This window comes from Halorubrum distributum JCM 13561 (genome assembly GCF_000337395.1).
In the GTDB taxonomy this organism is placed as follows: Archaea; Halobacteriota; Halobacteria; order Halobacteriales; family Haloferacaceae; genus Halorubrum; species Halorubrum distributum.
In genome coordinates this window covers 142,464-162,242 of sequence record NZ_AOJF01000038.1, presented here as the reverse complement: position 1 = coordinate 162,242, position 19,779 = coordinate 142,464, and the positions used below count along the sequence as shown (strand labels likewise).

Here is a 19,779-nt window from a genome sequence, read left to right as displayed (position 1 = left end):
GGGAGGACCGCCGCGGGCGCTGTGACCGCGCCGACGACGAACGCGAAGGCGGCGACCCCACCGACCGCGGGTGCGAGGAGCGCCGCACGCGCCGAGAGGTCGATACCCGCGAGCGCCGCGGCCCCACCGACCAGAAGCACCGAACCGACCGCGAGGAGAGGCGGAGTGGCGATGAACGAGTACGGGGTGGGAGCGATGAGCGACACCGAGTCGGCCGCCGGTTCCGGAGGGACCGTGGGGGCGAGGGAAACCGTGGCCGCGATCGCGGCGACGCCGACGACGAGGAGGGCCGATCCGAGGAGACGACTGCGGAGTGACATGGACGGCCGGAGGCGTTCCGGGCACAAAACGATCGCGGGACCGGGCCGGGACGCGGCGTCTCGGACCGGTCGCGCTCACACCGTGATTCCGGCGCGCCCGTCGCCGATGACGACGATCACGCGCTTCGGCGGGCCGCGCTCGTCGGTGAGCCGCAACAGGAGCGTCTTCGCGACCGGCTCGTCGGGATCGATCTCGCCGCGGACCCCGGTCTGATCGACGGCGATCCGGAGCGAGCGGTCGCCCGTGCGACTGATCCCGCCGAGGCGGAGGCGGACCTCGGGCGCCGTGAGCCGCTGGGCGATCACCAGCACCGCGTCGCCGCCGTCGTCGACGAAGTCGGTTCGCTCGACGAACTCACGGGACTCGGTCGCGTCGGGCTTGAGCGCGCCGCGGGCCGACGAGGCCGAGCGGAAGGAGGCCGCGTGCGTCAACAGCTCCTCGGGCCGGGCGAGGACGCTGCGCTCGTCGACCATCGGGTTGCCGTCGACGTAGCGGCTCCGGACGCCGAGGTCGCCGGGGGTCGAGGCGGCGACGTCGTGGAGGCGGTCGACGCACCCGCCGGTGGCGACGGCGAGCGCGCCGGCGACGACCGCGCGACGGTACACGTGCCCGACTGCGACGCAGCGAGGTAAAAAACCCCGTCGCCACGGTGACGCGGCGTGAGAATCGGAGCGGCGGCGTCGGGGCGACGGGGCCGCTCGCCGCGCTCGTCGGCGCGTGCGCCGCTACTCGTCCATCGCCGGCGCGGGGACGCCCTCGTCGCCCGCGTCGATCTCGAAGGCGCGCCGGAGCTCCGCGATCCGGTCGCGGATGTCGGCCGCCAGCTCGAACTCCAGGTTGCTCGCGGCCTCGTCCATGCGGTCTTCGAGCGCCTCGATCTGCGCTTTCGCCTCGTCTTCGCTCTCCACGTCGCCGACGCTGACCGACGAGGTGTCCGTCTTCGACCCGGGGAGGTTCGTCTCGCTGACCGGCTTGTCGATGGTGGTCGCCTCGTAGCCGTGCTCGGCGTTGTACTCCAGCTGGATCTCGCGGCGGCGCTGGGTCTCCTCGATGGCCTCTTCCATCGAGTCGGTCGCCTCGTCGGCGTAGAGGACGACCTCGCCGTTGACGTTGCGGGCGGCCCGGCCCATCGTCTGGACGAGGGTCGTGGTGGAGCGGAGGAACCCCTCCTGGTCGGCGTCGAGGATGGCGACGAGGCTCACCTCCGGGATGTCGAGCCCCTCGCGGAGCAGGTTGATGCCGACGAGCACGTCGATGTTGCCGAGGCGGAGGTCGCGGATGATCTCGTGGCGTTCGAGGGTGTCCGTCTCGTCGTGCATGTACGCCACGTCGACGCCCGCCTCCTCGAGGTACTCCGTGAGGTCTTCGGCCATCCGCTTGGTGAGCGTGGTGACGAGGACGCGCTCGTCGCGCTCGATCCGCTCGTCGACGCGTTCGAGGAGGTCGTCGACCTGCCCGGTCGCGCCCGTCACCTCCACTTTCGGGTCGACGAGGTGGGTCGGGCGGACGATCTGCTCGACGATCCGGTCGGAGGTCTCGCGCTCGTAGTCGCCGGGCGTCGCCGAGACGTAGAGCGTGCGGTCCGTCTTCGCCTCGAACTCCTCGAAGGTGAGCGGGCGGTTGTCGTAGGCGGTCGGGAGCCGGAACCCGTTCTCGACGAGCGAGTCCTTGCGCGACTTGTCCCCCTCGTACTGCCCTTTGATCTGCGGGATCGTCTGGTGGGACTCGTCGACGACGGTGAGGAAGTCGTCGGGGAAGTAGTCCAGCAGCGTGTACGGGGCGTCGCCCGACTCGCGGTCGTCCATGTGGACGGAGTAGTTCTCGATCCCCGAGCAGTAGCCCGCCTCGCGGAGCATCTCGATGTCGAAGGTGGTGCGCTCCTCGATGCGCTGGGCGGCCACGAGGTCGCCCTGTCGCTCGAAGTAGCTGACCCGCTTCTCCATCAGGTCCTCGATCTCCGCGATCGCCTGTTCGAGCTTGTCGTCGGGGATCGAGTAGTGCTCCGCCGGGTGGAGCATGACGGCGGGCTCCTCGCTCACGACCTCGCCGTGCATCGGATCCACCTTGATCATGCGGTCGATCTCGTCGCCCCACAGCTCGACGCGGACCGCGTAGCGCCCGTACATCGGGTATATCTCGACGGTGTCGCCGCGGACGCGGAACGTGCCCTGCGTGAAGTCCACGTCGTTGCGCTCGTAGTTCAGGTCGACGAGCCGGGTGAGCAGCTCCTCGCGGCCGACCGCCTCGCCGACCTCCAGACGGAGGGCCATGTCGCGGTAGTTCTGCGGGTCCCCGAGCCCGTAGATGGCCGAGACGGAGGCGACCACGATCACGTCGTCGCGGGTGAGCAGCGAGCGCGTCGCCGAGTGGCGGAGGCGGTCGATCTCCTCGTTTATCGACATCTCCTTGTCGATGAACGTGTCCGTCTGCTCGACGTACGCCTCCGGCTGGTAGTAGTCGTAGTAGGAGACGAAGTACTCGACGGCGTTGTCCGGGAACAGCTCGCGGAACTCCTCGTACAGCTGGGCCGCGAGCGTCTTGTTGTGGGCGAGTACGAGCGTCGGCTGGTCCAGCTCCTCGGCGACCCACGAGACGGTGTTGGTCTTCCCGGAGCCCGTCACGCCGAGCAGCGTCTGCTTTTCCGCGCCCGACTCGAACCCCTCGACCAGCTGCTCGATCGCCTCGGGCTGGTCGCCCGCGGGCTCGAACGGGGCGTCGACGCGGAGGGGGCGGTCGACGGTCGGGCGGTCCTCCGAGAGGGGGGAGTCGGCGTCGCTCACGATACGCGTCGTTGGGCGGCGAGGCACTTGAGCGGCGCGGCTACGTCGTTTATCCTGCCGGAAATCTCAGCGGTTCGGCCGGCTGTGAATACCCGATCGCTCCCAGTGGCGTGACGGAGGCTCCTGAAACAGCAGTCGCTCGGACGTACAGGGTTACCGCTAGGGAGAACACCGCCAAAGCCCCGGTCGCTTGCTTATAAATGATCAACAGCGGATCGTCGGTGGACACCGTCAAATCCCCAGCCGCTTGCTTATAAATGATCAACAGTGGATCGTCGGCGAACACCTCCAAAGCCCCAGTCGCGAGGCGGGCGCACGCTCGCTGCGCGCCTCGCTCAGTCACTCGCGCTGCTCGCTCCTTCGCTGCGGTGCTGGCGTCGCCTGCGCCCGCCTCGCGACTGCCCCTTTGAGTCCCGCCCCGCACAGCAACCGCAACCGCACCTCACACCTCCCCAGCCTCGTCGCTCACGCCCTGCGGGCGTTCGCGACTCCCTCGCGCGTGCTCCTCGCGCCCACAGGGCGCTCGGAGGCACGCGCCACCGCGTTTGTTTATAAACGGTCTCGCGTCGACACCCGCCTCGCGCTCCGGACGAAAACGTTTCCCCCTGTCCCCGCGAGTCGTGGCGTATGCGCATCGCCGTCCCCAACAAGGGCCGCCTGCACGAGCCGACGCTCTCGCTGTTGGAGCGCGCGGGGCTCCACGTCGAGGAGACCGCCGACCGCCAGCTGTACGCCGACACCGTCGACGAGGACGTGACGGTGCTGTTCGCGCGGGCGGCCGACATCCCCGAGTACGTCCGCGACGGCGCCGCGGACCTCGGCGTCACCGGCCTCGACCAGGCCGCCGAGTCGGGCGGCGTGGCGGACGACGCCGCGTCCGCCGACGGCGACGACCTCGTCGACCTGCTCGACCTGGGGTACGGCTCCTGTAAGCTCGTCCTCGCGGCGCCCGAGGACGGCAACGTGGCGGCCGTCGAAGACCTCGCCGGGAGGACCGTCGCCACCGAGTTCCCGAACGTCACCCGCGACTACCTCGACCGGGTGGGCGTCGACGCCGACGTTGTCACCGTGACGGGCGCGACGGAGCTCACCCCGCACGTCGACATGGCCGACGCCATCGTCGACATCACCTCCACGGGGACGACGCTGAAGGTGAACCGGCTGGCCGTGATCGACGACGTGCTCGACTCCTCGGTCCGGCTGTTCGCCCGCCCCGACGTGGTCGACGACCCGAAGGTCGAGCAGGTGCTGACCGCCTTCGAGTCCGTCCTCGCCGCGGACGGCCGGCGCTATCTGATGATGAACGCGCCGAAAGACCGGCTCGACGACGTGAAGGACGTGATTCCCGGGCTCGGCGGCCCGACCGTGATGGACGTCGAGGCCGACGAGAACGGCAACGGGATGGTGGCGGTCCACGCCGTCGTCGACGAGCGCGACGTGTTCGAGACGATCTCCGAGCTGCGCTCGGTCGGCGCAACCGGGATCCTCGTCACGGAGATCGAACGCCTCGTCGAGTAACTCCGGGACGCGGACCTACCCGTCGTCGATCAGCCGCTCCTTCTCCGCGCGCGACAGCGACTTGATCGCGTACTCTCTCGACATCGCCGCCGACTGCGAGTCGAACGACTCGACGTGCCGCAGCGTCACGGGGGTCCGACCCCGGGTGTACTTCGCGCCCTCTCCGGCGTCGTGTTCGGCGACGCGGCGCTCGACGTCCGTCGTGTACCCGGTGTAGAGGGTGCCGTCGGCGCACTCGATCACGTACACGTAGTGGTCGGCCACGGCCGGCCGTCCGGGCGCGAACGCAAAGTGGGTACGGATGTGCCCGGGTCGGATCGGGGAGGTGCCCGAACCGAAGACGAGACGGAGCTGCGGCTCTCCGTGCGCTCGGTCTCCGATCGGCGTTTCGCCGGTCAGTCCCCGGTTCGCGTCCGCTCGCGAGACACCTCGGCGATGCCCGCGTTCGCGGAGCACTTCGGGCACGCGTTCAGGTCGCCGTGCTCGTCCGCGAAGACCCGCGCGAAGCGGTCCGAGACGTGCGACCCGCAGTGGTCACAGCGTGGCATGTGTTGCCGACGTGCGTCGGCAACTACCATACGGACTCAACGAACAAATACCCTTTTTCGACCCCGTCGGCTGCCGGTATTCGCTCCTTCGAGCCGGTCCGCCGAGCGGAGCGTTCGGCGGGGCCCGGTCGCCTCACTCGGCGCGCGCCGCGTCGACCGCGCGGGCGATCAGGCCGGCCTGCGCGCCGGCGACGAAACCGGCGTCGACGTTGACGGTCGTGAGCACGGAACACGACTGGAGCGCCCCCTCCAGCGCCGCGACCCCCTCGCCGCCGACGCCGTAGCCGGTCGAGACCGGGAGGGCGATCACGGGGGCGTCGACGAGGCCGGCGACGACGGTCGGGAGCGCGCCCTCGCGGCCGGCCGCGACGACGACGACGTCTGCCTCGCGGATCCGGTCGACCTGATCGAGGATCCGGTCGAGGTTGGCCACGCCGACGTCGTCGACCCGGTCGACCGTCGCCCCGACCTCGCGGGCGACGACCGCCGCCTCGCCGGCGACCGGCGCGTCAGCGGTGCCGGCGGCCACGACCGCGACCGCGGCGTCGAGCGACGGGGGCTCGAAGTCGCCCGCGTGCGCGACGACGGACCCCGTGCGGTCGTCGCGGTCGACCGTCGCGCCCGGGTCGCCGTCGCCGACCACCGACGCGACCGCCGCCGCCGTCGCCTCGTCGGCGCGCGTCACCAGCGCTCGGCCGGTGGTGTCAAGCGCCGTCGTCGCCAGCGCGGCGACCTCCGCGGGCGTCTTCCCCTCCGCGAGGATCGCCTCGGGGATCCCGCGCCGCCGCTCGCGGGCGGCGTCGAACCGCCCGGCCTCGGTCGTCGCGTAGCCCGCGAGCCGCGACTCCGCCTCCTCGACGCCGATCTCGCCCGCTTCAANCTTCAAGCGCCGCTAACGTCTCTCGCATGCCGCACCGTCGGCGGGGGAGCCGGTCGAACCTGTCGGTTCGCCGCGAGAGAGCGCCGCGCGCGAAGCCGAATCGCGGGCCGGAGCGCACCCGCGAGCGCCACGCGGCGGGGGACGCGGCCCGATCGAAGCGAGTCCGAGGCGGTGCCGAGGGCGGTTCGGAGCGCGTTCGCTCCGGGGCGGCGACGATAATCTCACAAGATTTATAAGTGACTATGTTCGCAGCCCCCCGCGAACCGGCTTTACGGCGCCCCTCGCGGGCGAATTCAGGAACTCTTATTAACCATCACCGGGTAGGCCCGATCGCATGGCAGACCTCATTGTCAAAGCGGCCGTCAAGGAAGCCCTGGACGACAAGAACGTCGCTTCGGACTTCTACGACGCGCTGGACGACGAAGTGGACGAGCTGCTCGAAGACGCCGCGCGCCGCGCCGAGGCCAACGACCGGAAGACGGTCCAGCCGCGCGACCTCTAAGACGGAACTCGTTTCCGTTCCATTTTATTTGGACGCTGTCCGCCGAGCGGCGGCACTGTCGGCCGTGGCGCCGTGATTCAGCGGTTTCAGACCTCGTCGACCCGGACGCCCGACTCCGTCCCGACGTGGATCTCGTCCGCCAGCCCGACGAAGAGGCCGTGTTCGACGGCCCCCGGGATCGACGACAGCGTCGCCGACAGCGCGGCCGGATCGGCGACCTCGCCGAACTCGCAGTCGAGGACGAGGTTCCCGTTGTCGGTTACGACGGGACCGTCCTTCCGCTCCGCGCGCCGCAGCGTCGGCTCGCCGCCCGCCTCTCGGACCGCCGCGGCGACCGCGGTCCGCCCCGCGGGGAGGACCTCGACCGGAACCGGCCGGTCCAGCCGCGGCGACTCCTTCGATGGATCGGCGACCACGAGGAAGCGGTCCGCCGCGGCGTCGACGAGCTTCTCGCGGGCGTGGGCCGCGCCGCCGCCTTTTATAAGTGCGCCGCCGGAGACGGGGTCGTCCGCCCCATCGCTCCCGGTCGCCACCTGGTCCGCCCCGTCGATGGCGAGGTCGATCCCCGGCCCGTCCGGTCCGACCGCCTCGGGAAGGTCGAGGCAGAGGATCCCCTCCTCGGCGGCGAGTTCGCGGCTCGCGAAGGAGGTGGGAACGCCCCGGACGTCGAGGCCGGCGTTGACCCGGTCGCCGAGCCGCCGGATCGCGTGCGCCGCCGTCGACCCCGTCCCCAGTCCGACCACGTCGCCGTCGGTGACAGCCTCGGCCGCCGACTCGCCGGCGCGCCGCTTCATCGCGTCGCTCCCGCCGCTCGTCTTCATGCGACGAGGTGCGGGCGGAGCTATTGAAAAGGCGTCGGCGGTTCGCTCCGACCGCGCGACCGCCGAAATGTATTACTCGCGACGCGATCAGTCGGAAGTATGTCCTCGGCAACCGCTGTCCTCCCGGTGTTCGGCCTGACGCTCCTCGGTGCGATGTTCGTGACCGCGGCGCTTCAGTCGCGCGGTCGACTCCCCTTCGCGGTCCCGGAAGGCGCGTACGTCGCCGTCTCGGTCGGGGCCGTCTCCATCGTCGCGCAGTCCCTCGTCGGGTCGGATCGAGAGACCGTCGCGATCCTCGCCGTCGGGGCCCTCGCGTGGGCGACTGGGTACGAGACGGCGCGCGGTGACGACGAGAGGTAGGTCGCCGCCTACTCCAGCCGGTCAAGCACCGCCTCGGCGTCGTACGCCAGGGAGAGCTCCCGCGAGCGGCCGCGGCCGTCGACGTCGGCGTACTCCGCGTCGATCACGCCGAGCTGGTCGAGCTTGTTGATGATCTCCGAGTAGCGCGTGTAGCCGAGGTCGGTCTCGTCGTTGAAGGCGTCGTACACCGCCCCCGCGCGCTCGCCGTCGTGTTCGGCGAGGACGCGGACGAGGTCGCGCTCGGACTCCGAGAGGCCGCGGAGCGACCGCGAGAGGTGGACGTGCTTCGACTTGTCGTACGCGTCCTCGACGTCCTCCTCGGAGACCGTCTTCGAGGCGCGCATCTCGGCGTTGAGCCCGGCCCGGCGCAGGAGGTCGATCCCGACCCGGAGGTCGCCGCTGTCGGCGGTGAGGTCGGCGACGCGCTCCAGCTCCGCGTCGCCGATGACCCCCTCGTGGAAGCCGCGCTTGGCGCGCTCGGCGAGGATGTCGTAGATCTCGGTCGCGTCGTAGACGGGGAAGTACACCTCCTCGGGGCGGAAGACGGACTGGACCCGGGTGTCGAGGTCGTCGATCACGTCGAGGCCGAGGTCCGAGGAGACGACGATCACGCCGATCTTCGCGCCCGAGTGGGCCTCGTGGGCGCGGAGCAGCGAGTACAGCGTGTCGGACGCCTCGTTCTCGTAGAAGAGGTAGTTCACGTCGTCCAAGGCGACGACGAGGACCTCGTCCTCCTCGACGAGCCGGTCGGTGATCTGGCCGAACAGCTTCTTGAAGGAGATGCCGGAAGAAGGGGGTTCATACTCGAATATCCCCTCGAACAGCCGGGAGAACACCGCGTAGCGCGTCGAGTCGACCTGACAGTTGACGCGCACCGTCCGCACCTCGGTCCGGGCCCCGAGCTCGCCGAACAGCTTCTGGACCGCGGTGGTCTTCCCCGTCCCCGGCGGGCCGCGGACCATCGTGTTGAGGGGGCGAGAGCCGCGGACCGCGGGGCGGAGCGCGTACTTCAGGTTCTCCAGTTGGCTCTCCCGGTGGCGGAACGTCTCGGGGACGTGGTCGATCTCGAACACCGACTCGTCGCGGAACACGGACTCGTCCCACGAGAGCATGTCCCCGGCGTCCCCGGTCATGCGAGTACCACGAGAGGCCGCGCACTTAACCGTTGCCCGGTGCCGGAGCGAAACTGAAACTTGTCGCGCGAGCGGTCGATCGGAGCGATTCCGCCGATCGAGCGTTCACTCTCGCTCCGGCGAGATCCCGGTCGCAACCCCTCCGTCCCCCGCCGCGTCGCCGCGACGCAACACCAGCACGTGGCGCGTCAGCGACCGGTGGACCCGACGCTCGAACGCCGCGTCGACGGTCCAGCCGGCCTCGCGAGCGGGGGCGCGCCAGTCGCGGTCGGCGACCAGCACCGCTCGCGGCGCGACCCGAGCGGCCTCGGCGAGCGCGCCCGCGACGAGGTCCGCCAGCTCGTGGCGCGCGATTTTCGACTGCCGGCCGTACGGGGCGTCGAACGCGACGCCGTCGACCGCGTCGTCGGGGACGGGGAGCGCGGTCGCGTCGCCGCGCGCGACGTGCCAGTCGGGCGAGTCGTCGGTGCCGGGAGCGCCGAGGTACTCGCGGAAGTTCTCCCGCGCGCCGCGGACCATCTTCGCCTGCGCGTCGCAGGCGACGGCGTCGGCGCCGACGAGGCCGGCCTCCAGCGGGAGGCCGCCGGTACCGCACATCGGGTCGAGCAGGGTCCGCCCGGGGGCGGCGCCCGCGAGGTTGGCGTACGCGCGGGCGTCCGCCGGGGCCATGCTCCCCGGCTGGAAGAACGGGCGGTCGGTGGGGTTCGGCGCGAAGTCGCGGGCGGCCTCGGCCGCGACCCAGCCGAGCGCGCACAGGTCCGCGTCGCCGCCGTCCGCGCCCACGACGGCGTCGTGTTCGGCGCGAGGGCCGGCCGCGAACAGCGCGCGGAGGACGTGGTCGGGGTCGTCGAGGTCGACGTCGAACCCGCGGTCGACGAGGACGCCACCCAGCTCGCGCTCGGCCGTCTCGGTCGAGACGCCGGCCGTCCCGCGGACGTTCCGGGCGCGGACCGCGACGCTCCCGGAGCGGTCGAACGTCGCAGCCCGGAGCGCGGCGGCCGCGGCGTCGACGTCGGCGTCGGTCCGCGCGACCGCCTCGTGGGCGGCGCGGGTGTACGCGAGCCGGCGGACGCGGGCGCGGTCGATCCCGCCGGTGCGCGCGATCCCCGGCGCGAGGAGGTCGACGCCGGTGGCGGCGGTCGCGGCCTCGCGGGCGGCGAAGGCGTCGGTCTCGCCGGCGAGTTCGAGCCAGTACACGCCGCCCGCTCCGCGCGGCGGCGCCAATAGCGTGGCGGTTCCGACCAGCCACCTTTTTACGGCGTTCGGGCGAGAATAGAGGTAATGACGGCCGACCCGAAGGAGACGATCACCGTAGAGAACGTCGTCGCTTCCACGGGGATCGGACAGGAGCTCGATCTCCAGAGCGTCGCGATGGACCTCGAGGGCGCCGACTACGACCCCGAGCAGTTCCCCGGGCTCGTCTACCGCACCACCGACCCGAAGTCGGCCGCCCTCATCTTCCGCTCGGGGAAGATCGTCTGCACCGGCGCGAACTCGATCGAGGCGGTCCACGAGAGCCTCGACATCGTCTTCGACGAGCTCCGCGCGCTCCAGATCCCGATCGAGGACCCGGAGATAACGGTCCAGAACATCGTCACCTCGGCCGACCTGGGCGAGAGCCTGAACCTGAACGCGATCGCGATCGGCCTCGGGCTGGAACACATCGAGTACGAGCCGGAGCAGTTCCCCGGGCTCGTCTACCGGCTCGACGAGCCGGAGGTCGTCGCGCTGCTGTTCGGGAGCGGCAAGGTGGTCGTCACCGGCGGCACGAGCCCCGAGGACGCCGCGGCCGCCGTCGACGTGATCGTCGAGGAGCTGAACGGGCTCGGACTGCTGGAGTAACGCCGCGGACCGAAACGGACCACATCGGACGGGAGAACGTCGCGGCCCCGACGCGGACGCGACACCGTCGGCGCGTTCCGCGGCCACTTTTACCCCTCGTCCCGTAGACCGACCATGCTCTTACAGACGGTGACGCCGGTCTCCGTGCTCGGGACGACCGTCCTGTTGGCGCTGTTCCTCTCTCTCACCGCGCACATCGCGGCCCGGAACGTCCTCGGGGACGTCGACCCGCGGCGCGCCCTCTACATCGGCCCGCTGCCCGCGGTGATAAGCGTCGTCGGGAACGCGTTCGAACTCCCCGGGGCGCTCATCCTCCTCGCCGCGCTCCTCGTCGACGGGACGATGTTCTGGTGGAGCTACGAGCAGCCCCGGCGGGCCGTGGCCGTGATGACGCTGATCCACGTCGTGGTCACGACGCTGCTCAGCGGGCTCCTGCTCGTGGCCTCGGTCCTGCTCGCGTCGATGCCGGGGTAGGGTCGGCGACGGCGGCGGTTCCTGCTCCCGATCGCCGCACGACGACGGCGGTTCCTGCTCCCGATCGCCGCACGACGACGGCGGTCCCCGCGAGCGACTGCCTCACGGCGACGGCGGCGGCCCGTCGTACGCGTCGTGATCTTGGTAGAAGTTCAGCATCGCGAACTTCAGCTTCTCGGGGTCGACGTCGAGCAGCTCCTCGCGCTCCTCGGGCGGGAAGGCGGAGCGGACCGAGTACTTCCCCATGTCGGCGGTCGTGTAGCGGCGGTCCGCGAGGATCCGCACGCCGAAGTCGTCGGGGCCGCGGATCACCCGGCCGAGCGCCTGCCGCGTCTTGCGGATCGTCGGGATCTCGACGGCGTAGGTCCACCCCGGGTCGCGGGAGCGGTCGCGGTCCGCGAACGCCCGGTCGTAGGCGTCCTGGACCGCCTCGGTCCGGTCCGAGAGGTGCGGGTACGGGACGCCCACGACGACGACCGTGCGGGCGTCGTCGCCGTCGAAGCTCACCCCCTCGCCGAGCGTCCCCCACAGCGAGGTGAACAGCGCGGCGCCGTCGCCCGCGACGAACTCGGTGCGGAGCCGCTCCTCGTCTTCTCCCGGCCCGTCGAGGTGGATCGGACCGATGTCAGCGTTTTTTCCAGCTCCGGACCCGTCCCTCGTGTCCCTTCCGCCGCCCGCACCGGTGAGGCGCTCGTGGTAACGCTCGGCCTCCGCGTACGAGGGGAAGAAGGCGAGCGTGTTGCCCGGCGTGAATCGGATCGCGTCGCGGAGCAGCGACGACACCGCCGCCTGCGTCTCCGGGTCGTTGCGGTCCGAGGCGAACAGCGGCGGCACGTCGGCGGCGAACGTCCGGCGGTTCGCCTCGGGGTAGCCCATCTCGTAGGCCATCGACGCGACGTCCTCCAGTCCCAGCACGTCCTCGGTCACGTCGAAGGGGCGAAGCGTCGCGCTCATCAGGACGGAGGCGGCCACCTCGTCGAACAGCTCGCTCGTGACGTTCCGCGGGATGCAGGTGTACAGCTCCGCCCGCCCGTACACCTCGTCGGTGCCGGCGTCGCGCCGGACGGAGACCACCGGGTACTGGCCGAACTCCGCCCCCTCGTCCATCCACGTCGCGACGAACCGGGCGGCCGCGAGCGTCTGCGATTCCGAGCGGGTGGTCGCCTCCCCGTCGCGGTAGCGGCGCTCGTACTCCTCGTCTATCGCCTGGCCGAGCTGGACGGCGAGCTCGGTCTCGGTGTCGATCCCCCGCCCCTCGTAGTTGCGGAGGAACGCCAGCGTGAGGTCGTCGCGGCGGTCGTCGTTGGCGACCGAGACGTCCTCCCAGTTCTCGTCGACCCCACCGAACCCGAGCCCGTCCTCGTACGTCTCGACGAGGGCGTCGCGGAACGCCCGGAGGACGTTCTCGGCTGGCTCGGCGCGGGAGTCGTCGCTGTCGGCCAGCTCGTCGAGCGCCGCGTCGAGGGTGTTCTCGGTCAGCGTCCGAGTCGCGTGGTCGCGGGCGGCGTCCTCGATGTTGTGCGCCTCGTCGAAGACGGTGATTATCTCGCTCGGGTCGCGGTCGATCCAGCGGAAGAACTGCTCGCGGATGTTCGGGTCGAGGAGGTGGTGGTAATTGCAGACGACGAGGTCGACCCCCTCCATCCCCTCCTTCAGCAGCTCGTAGCCGCACAGCTCGCGCTCGTCGGCGTACTCGTACACGTCGTCGGGGGTCCGGACGTCCTCGAAGAGCCACCCGAAGAACTCGTCGGTGTCGCGGGTGAGGTTGTTGCGGTAGTGCTCGCAGACGTTAGCAGTCTCGTACTCGTCGACCTCGGCCTCCAGTTCGTCGAGCTCCTCCATGATCGCCTCGCGGGCCTCCGCGGCGCCCGCGTCGCCCTCGCGGCTCTCGGCCAGCAGCTCGCGCTGGCGCGACTCCAGCTCGCGCACCTCGCTCTCCGTCTCGACCATCTCGCGGGTGGTGTCCCGGAGGGTCTGACACTCCTGGTAGTCGACGTCGATGTGGCACATCGACGATTTTCCTTTAAATACGACCGCGCGGATCGGCTCCTCGCGGGTGATAGCGCGCGCGTCCTCGACGAACTGCCGCATCTGCTGGTGGACGTTGGTGGTGATAACGACCGTGCGGTCGTGCTCGCGGGCGTGTTCGAGCGCGGGCACGAGCGCGGAGAGGGTCTTGCCCGTTCCGGGGGCGCCCTCGAACAGCACGTCCTGACCCCGGTCCAGCGCGTTGGCGACCCTGTCCATCGCCTCGCGCTGGTTCGGGTAGGGCTCCTCGTACGGGAAGAACCGCAGGTGCGGCGACTCTGACACGGGATGGGGTTCGGCGCCACCGGTCAAAAGGAGTCGGGTGGCGGGGCGGAAGTGGTCGAACGGCGCTGAGTGTCGATGATTTGATCCGGGGAAATAACCTCAGTTATTATAAATAACTACCGGGCCAGTGCGCCGCGACCGCATTATTCCGGCATACATTACCGGTTCTCGGGCGACCACTGAACCGAGATGGCGACCGAAACCGTAACTTCGACCGACGTATCGACGGAGACTGGGAACTGGAAGGCGGGCGTGGCCGGCGGACTGGTCGGCGGCCTCGTCTTCGGTGCGATGATGTCCGCGATGACCCCCGGCGTGCTGCGGATGGCGATCCCGGCGATGTACGGCATCGAGGGGCCCGCCGGCGCCCTCGGCTGGGCGATCCACATGTCTCACGGCGCAGTCATCGGGCTCGGGTTCGCCGCGGTCGCGGGACTGCGGCCCGACCTCGGCGACTCGGTCGGAGCGGGCCTCGGCGTCGGGGCGGGCTACGGCCTCCTCGTCTGGGTCGCGCTCGCCGTGGTCGCGATGCCGATCTGGCTCGGCGCCGTCGGGTTCCCGGGCGCGCCGCCGCTGCCGAACGTCGGCGTCGAGAGCCTCGTCGGCCACGTCGTCTACGGCGCCGTCCTCGGCGGCGTCTACGCGGCGACGACGGACTGACGCCGCGGCGGAACCCCGTTTTTTAACCCCTCGCGTCGCGGATCCGTAGCAACGAATGTTCGACGAGATCCTCGAGAAGTTCGAGGGGTCCCCCAGCCAGCAGGCGGTGATCCGGCTGTTCTTAGAGCGCGGCTTCTCGGTCAACGAGGAGGGGCGGGTCGTCTCCGGCGGGATCGAGATCCCCTACACCGGCATCGCGCGCGAGCTCGACGTCGACCGCCGCGTCGTGGACTCGACGACGGACGCCATCCTGGCGGACCCCGAACTGAAGCGCATCTTCACCAACATCTCGTCGATCCCGAGCCTGATGGATCTCGCCCCGGTCTTGGACCTCACGGTCCTCACCATCGAGGTCGCGGCCGCCGACGAGGCCGGGATCGTCGCCGAAGTCACGTCCATCCTCGCCGACCGCGACGTCTCGATCCGGCAGGTGCTGAGCGAGGACCCGGAGTTCACCGACGACCCGAAGCTGTACGTGATCACCGACGCCGACCTGTCGGGCGACCTGCTCGTGGAGATCCGCGACCTCGACTACGTCCGCCGCGTCGGGTTCTGAGGGACTGAAATCCGGGTTTTTTCGGACCGCCGGACCAGTTTCACCGCGCGGTCCGACGGGCAATTCCGGCGAGGCGTTACGAGAGATGACGAGCCACGACCGAGCGATGACGCCGCGCGCGTTTCACTTTCACTGGGGTGTAAACCAGTCTTTATACGGGATGGGGAACAAGCCTCGTGTACATGCCTGAAGACGAACTCGAGGACCTCCCCGGCGTCGGCCCGGCGACCGCGGACAAGCTCGTTGACAACGGATTCGAGAGCTACCAGTCGATCGCGGTCGCGAGCCCCGGCGAGATGTCCAACACCGCCGACATCGGCGAGTCGTCCGCCAGCGACATCATCAACGCCGCACGCGAGGCCGCCGACGTCGGCGGCTTCGAGACGGGCGCGACCGTGCTCGAACGTCGCCAGGAGATCGGCAAGCTCTCCTGGCAGATCGACGAGGTCGACGACCTGCTCGGCGGCGGCATCGAGACGCAGTCGATCACGGAAGTGTACGGCGAGTTCGGCTCCGGGAAGTCGCAGGTCACCCACCAGATGGCCGTCAACGTCCAGCTCTCGAAGGAGAACGGCGGGCTGGAGGGCGGCTGCATCTTCGTCGACTCCGAGGACACGTTCCGCCCGGAGCGGATCGACGATATGGTCCGCGGGCTCGACGACGAGATCCTCGCCGACGAGATGGAGCGCCGCGAGATCGAGGGCACCCCGAACGACGAGGAGGCCTTGGAGGACCTGGTCGACGCGTTCTTGGACCAGATCCACGTCGCGAAGGCGTTCAACTCCAACCACCAGATCCTGCTCGCCGAGAAGGCGAAGGAGCTGGCCGGCGAACACGAGGAGACGGAGTGGCCGATCCGGATCGTCTGCGTCGACTCGCTCACCGCGCACTTCCGCGCGGAGTACGTCGGCCGCGGCGAGCTCGCCGAGCGCCAGCAGAAGCTCAACAAGCACCTCCACGACCTGATGCGGCTCGGCGACCTGTACAACACCGCCATCCTCGTCACCAACCAGGTCGCGTCGAACCCCGACTCCTACTTCGGCGACCCGACCCAGGCGATCGGCGGCAACATCCTCGGCCACGCCTCCACCTTCCGGATCTACCTCCGGAAGTCGAAGGGCGACAAGCGGATCGTCCGCCTCGTCGACGCGCCGAATCTCGCCGACGGCGAGGCCGTGATGCGCGTCCAGAACGAGGGGCTGAAACCGGAGTAAGCGAGGTTTCGCCGACGTTAGTCGATCGGTGATCGTGTCGAACGGCTACCGATCGATCGAATCGTCCGTCGAACGGGATATCGGGTTGACGAACGTCAATTTTCATCGAGAAGCCTCCAGCCGTCCGAATTCGCGGAGGACGCCCCGTACGACGACGAATCGCGAGAGGGCGGCGTGGCAATACTCGCCAGAACCGACCGCGCACGGGCGCAGAGCGGCCGTCGGCGGGGGATCACGACGGAACGGATAGAAATTTTACACAACGCCCGTCCGCTTCGAGCGCAACGATTGCCGCGAAATCCTCGAAGAAACGACCTTATATTCCATAGACATCTCCTTATATCGGACGCGCACTGTATTATCAAGTAGATTTTTTGTGAAACTCAACTCTAACGTTTATGTATAGCCGTTCCCGGGAGTCGAAACGTGATTCAGCACATGAACACGAGCGAAACGAAGCGTGAACCGGACAGTCGTTCAGTAGAGGTGGCGGACGCGTGACGGGCGGCGTGCTCGCCTCGATCGACCCGAGCGTCCTCGCCGAGGGCGTGAACCTGATGTGGGTCGCGGTGGTGTGTTTCCTCATCTTCTTCATGCACGCCGGCTTCGCGATGCTCGAAGCGGGGCAGGTGCGCGCGAAGAACGTCGCCAACCAGCTCACCAAGAACCTGCTGACGTGGAGCGTCGGCGTCCTCGTCTACTTCCTGATCGGGTTCGGCGTCGAGGGGATCGCCGGCGGCGCCGGCTTCTCCGCGGCGTCCGCGCTCGGCGACGGCGGCTGGGTCAACAGCTGGCTGTTCGGCGCCGTCTTCGCGATGACGGCGGCGACGATCGTCTCCGGCGCGGTCGCCGGCCGCGCGAAGCTCCGCGCGTACGTGGCGTACACGTTCGCCATCTCGGCGGTCATCTACCCGGTCGTCGCGGGGATCACCTGGGGCGGCGGCTTCCTCGGTGGCGCCGGGCTCGGCTTCACCGACTTCGCGGGCGGGATGATCGTCCACGGCATGGGCGGCATCGCCGGCCTCACGGCTGCGTACGTGCTCGGCCCGCGGATGGACCGCTACGCCGAGGACGGCTCCTCGAACGTCATCCCCGGCCACTCGATGACGTTCGCGGTGCTCGGCACCCTTATCCTGGCGTTCGGCTGGTACGGCTTCAACGTCGGCACCACCGCGACCGTCTTCTCGGTCACCGAGTCCGGCGAGCTCGCGCTCGGCGGCTACGCCGCGGTCGGCCGCGTCTCGCTCACCACGACGCTCGGCATGGCCGCCGGCGGGGTCGGCGCCGCGCTGGCGTCGGTGGCCCTCTCGAAGAAGGTCGACACGCTGTACGTCGCGAACGGGCTGCTCGCGGGGCTGGTCGGCGTGACCGGCATCGCGAACCTCGCCACCTGGTGGGGCGCTATCGCGGTCGGGCTCCTCTGCGGCCTCCAGCTCCCGCTGGTCTTCGAGTTCGTCTCGGACACGATGAAGATCGACGACGTCTGCGCCGTGTTCCCGGTCCACGGCTCTGCCGGGGTCCTCGGCGTGCTCGCGCTGCCGTTCGTTAGCATCAACGGCTTCTCCGTCGACGTGCTCGTCTCGCAGGTCATCGGCGTGGTCGTCATCGCCGGCTGGACCGTGGTCGCGACGGCGGCCGTCTTCGGCCTGTTCAAGGCGGTCGGGCAGGCACGCGTCACCCCCGAACACGAGCGCGACGGGCTCGACGTCAGCGAACACGGCGTCGAGACGTACCCCGAGTTCGGCCGCGCGAACGTCGCGACGGACGGCGGCTCCGCCGTCGTCGACACCACGGACGGGTCCCCCCGCGCCGACGGCGGCGAGGAGGCGGGCGCGGAGATCAAGATGGTCACCGCGGTCGTCCGCCCCGACAAGCTCGGAGCCATCAAGCAGGCGCTCGCGGAGATCAACGCGCCCTCGCTCACCGTGACGAACGTCTCCGGGCGCGGCAGCCAGCCCGCGAAGAAGGGTCAGTGGCGCGGCGAGGAGTTCACCGTCGACCTCCACCAGAAGGTGAAAGTCGAGGTCGTCGTCGCCGACATCCCGGCCGACGAGGTCGCGGAGGCGATCGCCGACGCCGCCGAGACCGGCGAGCCGGGCGACGGCAAGGTGTTCGTCATGCCGGTCGAGGACGCGCTCCAGGTCCGCACGGGCGTGACCGGCCCGGAGGCGGTGTAGCGACCGGACCGGAGACGGTGGAGGCGCGTAGCGCGCGAACCGACGCGGTTCCTTTTGAGCGGCCGAATCGGGCCGCCCGGTTCGGCAACTACTTTCAGCCCGCCGACCCAACCGATCGGTATGAACCACGAGCGCTCGCGCGGCCTGTACGACCGCGCGCTGTCGGTCATGCCGGGCGGCGTCAACTCCTCGGTCCGGGCGACGATGCCGCACCCGTTCTTCATCGAGCGCGGCGACGGCGGCCACGTGATCGACGCCGACGGCAACCGATACGTCGACTGGGTGATGGGGTACGGGCCGCTCCTGTACGGCCACGATCTCCCGGACCCGGTCGAGGCCGCCGTCCAGTCGCACGTCGCGGAGGGGCCGATGTACGGCGCGCCGACCGCGATCGAGGTCGAACACGCGGAGTTCGTGGCGCGGCACGTCCCCAGCGTGGAGTCGATCCGGTTCGTCAACTCGGGGACGGAGGCGACCGTCTCGGCGGTCCGGCTGGCGCGCGGTCACACCGACCGCGACAAGATCGTCGTGATGCGGGGCGGCTACCACGGCGCGCAGGAGTCGACGCTCGTCGAGGGGTCGCCGGGGGACGCGCACCCCTCCACGAAGGGGATCCCGGACGAGTTCGCCGAGCACACCCTCCCGATCCCGTTTAACGACCCCCAAGCGGCCAAGGAGGTGTTCGCGGAACACGGCGACGAGATCGCGGCGGTCCTCGTCGAGCCCATCCTCGCCAACAAGGGGATCGTGACGCCGATCGACGGCTACCACGAGACGCTGCGCGACCTCTGTGACGACCACGGTTCGCTCCTGGTCTTCGACGAGGTGATCACCGGGTTCCGGGTGGGCGGCCTCGGCTGCGCGCAGTCGAAGTTCGGCGTCACCCCCGACGTGACGACGTTCGGCAAGATCATCGGCGGCGGCTTCCCGGTCGGCGCGATCGGCGGGAAAGCGGAGATAATCGAGGGGTTCACGCCCGCGGGCGACGTGTTCCAGTCCGGCACCTTCTCCGGCCACCCGGTGACGATGGCCGCGGGGAAGGCCGGACTGGAGTACGCCGCCGAGAACGACGTGTACGAGCACGTCAACCGCCTCGGGCGGCAGCTCCGCGAGGGGATCGCGGAGATCTGCGCCGAGCGCGCGCCGGAGTACACCGTCGTCGGCACCGACTCGATGTTCAAGACGATCTTCACCCGCGAGGCGCCCGCCGACGTCGACGACTGCTGTGCGGGCGGCTGCCGACAGGACCCCGACTGCGCCCGGTACGACCACTGCCCGAAGACGGGCGCGGACGTCGCCGCGGCCGCGACCGACCGCTGGGAGCGCGTGTTCTGGCAGGAGATGAAAGAGCAGGGCGTGTTCCTCACCGCGAACCAGTTCGAGTGCCAGTTCACCTCCTACGCGCACACCGAGGAGGACGTCGAGCGGACGCTGGAGGCGTACCGAGAGGCGATCTGACGGCGGCTAAATCCGGCATTCGAGACTACTTTCGTCGCGGGAGTTTTTAAATACGAGAGCCGTAACAGTGATTGCTTATAAAGAGCGGAGCGGTGGCGCGTGCCTGCGAGCGGCCGACAGGCCGCGAGCCAGCGCGCGCGAGGGACGCGGTGAGCGACGGGGGACCGAAGGGAGCCCGAGCGAACCGCGAGGCTGGGGAGGTGTGAGGCGCTGTGCGGTGCT

20 protein-coding genes and 1 pseudogene are annotated in these 19,779 nt (G+C 69.8%); 10 read left to right on the top strand and 11 right to left on the bottom strand.

The features are described from left to right. The 4 genes and pseudogenes from C470_RS09465 to C470_RS16225 all read right to left on the bottom strand — a co-directional run. Window positions 1-320, bottom strand: a pseudogene (locus tag C470_RS09465) (hypothetical protein); the annotation flags it as partial. Between the two features lie 75 nt (window positions 321-395). Next, window positions 396-926 carry a hypothetical protein gene (locus C470_RS09460; RefSeq protein WP_004599358.1) on the bottom strand — a complete coding sequence of 177 codons (531 nt, stop codon included), beginning with the start codon at window positions 924-926 and terminating at the stop codon, window positions 396-398. Window positions 927-1,046: 120 nt separating this feature from the next. Beyond that, entirely contained in the window at window positions 1,047-3,101 is a 2,055-nt protein-coding gene (uvrB, locus tag C470_RS09455; RefSeq protein WP_008366841.1) for an excinuclease ABC subunit UvrB, read from the bottom strand. A 49-nt stretch (window positions 3,102-3,150) separates the two neighbouring features. Then, on the bottom strand, window positions 3,151-3,330 hold the full coding sequence (locus C470_RS16225; protein ID WP_162471266.1) for a hypothetical protein: 180 nt from the start codon (window positions 3,328-3,330) through the stop codon (window positions 3,151-3,153). 398 nt (window positions 3,331-3,728) lie between these two features. Here C470_RS16225 and hisG point away from each other — a divergent pair, with 398 nt between their 5' ends. After that, window positions 3,729-4,619, top strand: coding sequence for an ATP phosphoribosyltransferase (gene hisG, locus C470_RS09450; protein ID WP_008366840.1), 891 nt, complete (start codon window positions 3,729-3,731; stop codon window positions 4,617-4,619). 15 nt (window positions 4,620-4,634) lie between these two features. Here hisG and C470_RS09445 read toward each other — a convergent pair whose 3' ends face one another. The 3 genes from C470_RS09445 to larB form a co-directional block, all read right to left on the bottom strand. Further along, entirely contained in the window at window positions 4,635-4,883 is a 249-nt protein-coding gene (locus tag C470_RS09445) for a GIY-YIG nuclease family protein (RefSeq protein ID WP_004599354.1), read from the bottom strand. A gap of 131 nt (window positions 4,884-5,014) precedes the next feature. After that, window positions 5,015-5,167, bottom strand: a complete 153-nt coding sequence (locus C470_RS16120; protein WP_004599353.1) for a DUF7563 family protein — start codon at window positions 5,165-5,167, stop codon at window positions 5,015-5,017. Between the two features lie 133 nt (window positions 5,168-5,300). Continuing rightward, on the bottom strand, window positions 5,301-6,053 hold the full coding sequence (gene larB / locus C470_RS09440) for a nickel pincer cofactor biosynthesis protein LarB (protein WP_008366838.1): 753 nt from the start codon (window positions 6,051-6,053) through the stop codon (window positions 5,301-5,303). A gap of 328 nt (window positions 6,054-6,381) precedes the next feature. Between larB and C470_RS09435 the strand changes: the two genes are divergently transcribed. Beyond that, window positions 6,382-6,549, top strand: coding sequence for a DUF1931 family protein (locus C470_RS09435; protein ID WP_004047560.1), 168 nt, complete (start codon window positions 6,382-6,384; stop codon window positions 6,547-6,549). Window positions 6,550-6,635: 86 nt separating this feature from the next. Here the strand turns inward: C470_RS09435 and rpiA are convergent, their stop codons facing one another. Beyond that, the gene (gene rpiA / locus C470_RS09430) at window positions 6,636-7,370 is read right to left on the bottom strand and encodes a ribose-5-phosphate isomerase RpiA (RefSeq protein WP_008366835.1); all 735 of its coding nucleotides are present in this window, start codon (window positions 7,368-7,370) and stop codon (window positions 6,636-6,638) included. Between the two features lie 99 nt (window positions 7,371-7,469). Between rpiA and C470_RS09425 the strand changes: the two genes are divergently transcribed. Continuing rightward, entirely contained in the window at window positions 7,470-7,730 is a 261-nt protein-coding gene (locus C470_RS09425) for a hypothetical protein (protein ID WP_004599350.1), read from the top strand. 8 nt (window positions 7,731-7,738) lie between these two features. On the opposite strand, the gene C470_RS09420 is transcribed toward C470_RS09425, so the two are convergent. Beyond that, window positions 7,739-8,863: an ORC1-type DNA replication protein gene (locus C470_RS09420; protein ID WP_004599349.1), complete on the bottom strand. Its 1,125-nt coding sequence runs from the start codon at window positions 8,861-8,863 to the stop codon at window positions 7,739-7,741. A gap of 105 nt (window positions 8,864-8,968) precedes the next feature. Then, complete coding sequence (locus C470_RS09415; RefSeq protein ID WP_049908677.1) at window positions 8,969-10,060, bottom strand: THUMP domain-containing protein; 1,092 nt, start codon at window positions 10,058-10,060, stop codon at window positions 8,969-8,971. Between the two features lie 84 nt (window positions 10,061-10,144). On the opposite strand from C470_RS09415, the gene C470_RS09410 reads away from it, so the two are divergent. After that, window positions 10,145-10,705, top strand: a complete 561-nt coding sequence (locus C470_RS09410; RefSeq protein WP_004599347.1) for a TATA-box-binding protein — start codon at window positions 10,145-10,147, stop codon at window positions 10,703-10,705. Between the two features lie 114 nt (window positions 10,706-10,819). Beyond that, a complete protein-coding gene (locus C470_RS09405) occupies window positions 10,820-11,179 on the top strand; it encodes a DUF7473 family protein (RefSeq protein ID WP_004599346.1) in 360 nt (119 codons plus the stop codon). A 102-nt stretch (window positions 11,180-11,281) separates the two neighbouring features. Here C470_RS09405 and C470_RS09400 read toward each other — a convergent pair whose 3' ends face one another. Continuing rightward, window positions 11,282-13,492, bottom strand: a complete 2,211-nt coding sequence (locus C470_RS09400) for an ATP-dependent DNA helicase (protein ID WP_008366830.1) — start codon at window positions 13,490-13,492, stop codon at window positions 11,282-11,284. Window positions 13,493-13,681: 189 nt separating this feature from the next. Here C470_RS09400 and C470_RS09395 point away from each other — a divergent pair, with 189 nt between their 5' ends. The 5 genes from C470_RS09395 (at window position 13,682) to hemL (ending at window position 19,557) form a co-directional block, all read left to right on the top strand. After that, entirely contained in the window at window positions 13,682-14,152 is a 471-nt protein-coding gene (locus C470_RS09395; protein WP_008366829.1) for a hypothetical protein, read from the top strand. A gap of 55 nt (window positions 14,153-14,207) precedes the next feature. After that, window positions 14,208-14,708 (top strand): hypothetical protein, encoded by a 501-nt coding sequence (locus C470_RS09390; RefSeq protein ID WP_004599343.1) that lies wholly within the window; start codon window positions 14,208-14,210, stop codon window positions 14,706-14,708. A gap of 182 nt (window positions 14,709-14,890) precedes the next feature. After that, window positions 14,891-15,922: a DNA repair and recombination protein RadA gene (gene radA, locus C470_RS09385; RefSeq protein WP_004599342.1), complete on the top strand. Its 1,032-nt coding sequence runs from the start codon at window positions 14,891-14,893 to the stop codon at window positions 15,920-15,922. A 497-nt stretch (window positions 15,923-16,419) separates the two neighbouring features. Next, window positions 16,420-18,099 carry an ammonium transporter gene (locus C470_RS09380; protein ID WP_004599341.1) on the top strand — a complete coding sequence of 560 codons (1,680 nt, stop codon included), beginning with the start codon at window positions 16,420-16,422 and terminating at the stop codon, window positions 18,097-18,099. Window positions 18,100-18,219: 120 nt separating this feature from the next. Beyond that, window positions 18,220-19,557 (top strand): glutamate-1-semialdehyde 2,1-aminomutase, encoded by a 1,338-nt coding sequence (gene hemL, locus C470_RS09375; protein ID WP_008366826.1) that lies wholly within the window; start codon window positions 18,220-18,222, stop codon window positions 19,555-19,557. Window positions 19,558-19,779: the final 222 nt, after the last annotated feature.

Excerpts from the sequence above, each read along its gene's own strand:
- hisG (WP_008366840.1), top strand. The coding sequence starts at position 3,729 with ATGCGCATCGCCGTCCCCAACAAGGGCCGCCTGCACGAGCCGACGCTC.
- C470_RS16120 (WP_004599353.1), bottom strand. The coding sequence starts at position 5,167 with ATGCCACGCTGTGACCACTGCGGGTCGCACGTCTCGGACCGCTTCGCG.
- C470_RS09435 (WP_004047560.1), top strand. The coding sequence starts at position 6,382 with ATGGCAGACCTCATTGTCAAAGCGGCCGTCAAGGAAGCCCTGGACGAC.
- rpiA (WP_008366835.1), bottom strand. The coding sequence starts at position 7,370 with ATGAAGACGAGCGGCGGGAGCGACGCGATGAAGCGGCGCGCCGGCGAG.
- C470_RS09425 (WP_004599350.1), top strand. The coding sequence starts at position 7,470 with ATGTCCTCGGCAACCGCTGTCCTCCCGGTGTTCGGCCTGACGCTCCTC.
- C470_RS09420 (WP_004599349.1), bottom strand. The coding sequence starts at position 8,863 with ATGACCGGGGACGCCGGGGACATGCTCTCGTGGGACGAGTCCGTGTTC.
- C470_RS09410 (WP_004599347.1), top strand. The coding sequence starts at position 10,145 with ATGACGGCCGACCCGAAGGAGACGATCACCGTAGAGAACGTCGTCGCT.
- C470_RS09405 (WP_004599346.1), top strand. The coding sequence starts at position 10,820 with ATGCTCTTACAGACGGTGACGCCGGTCTCCGTGCTCGGGACGACCGTC.
- C470_RS09395 (WP_008366829.1), top strand. The coding sequence starts at position 13,682 with ATGGCGACCGAAACCGTAACTTCGACCGACGTATCGACGGAGACTGGG.
- C470_RS09390 (WP_004599343.1), top strand. The coding sequence starts at position 14,208 with ATGTTCGACGAGATCCTCGAGAAGTTCGAGGGGTCCCCCAGCCAGCAG.
- radA (WP_004599342.1), top strand. The coding sequence starts at position 14,891 with ATGCCTGAAGACGAACTCGAGGACCTCCCCGGCGTCGGCCCGGCGACC.
- hemL (WP_008366826.1), top strand. The coding sequence starts at position 18,220 with ATGAACCACGAGCGCTCGCGCGGCCTGTACGACCGCGCGCTGTCGGTC.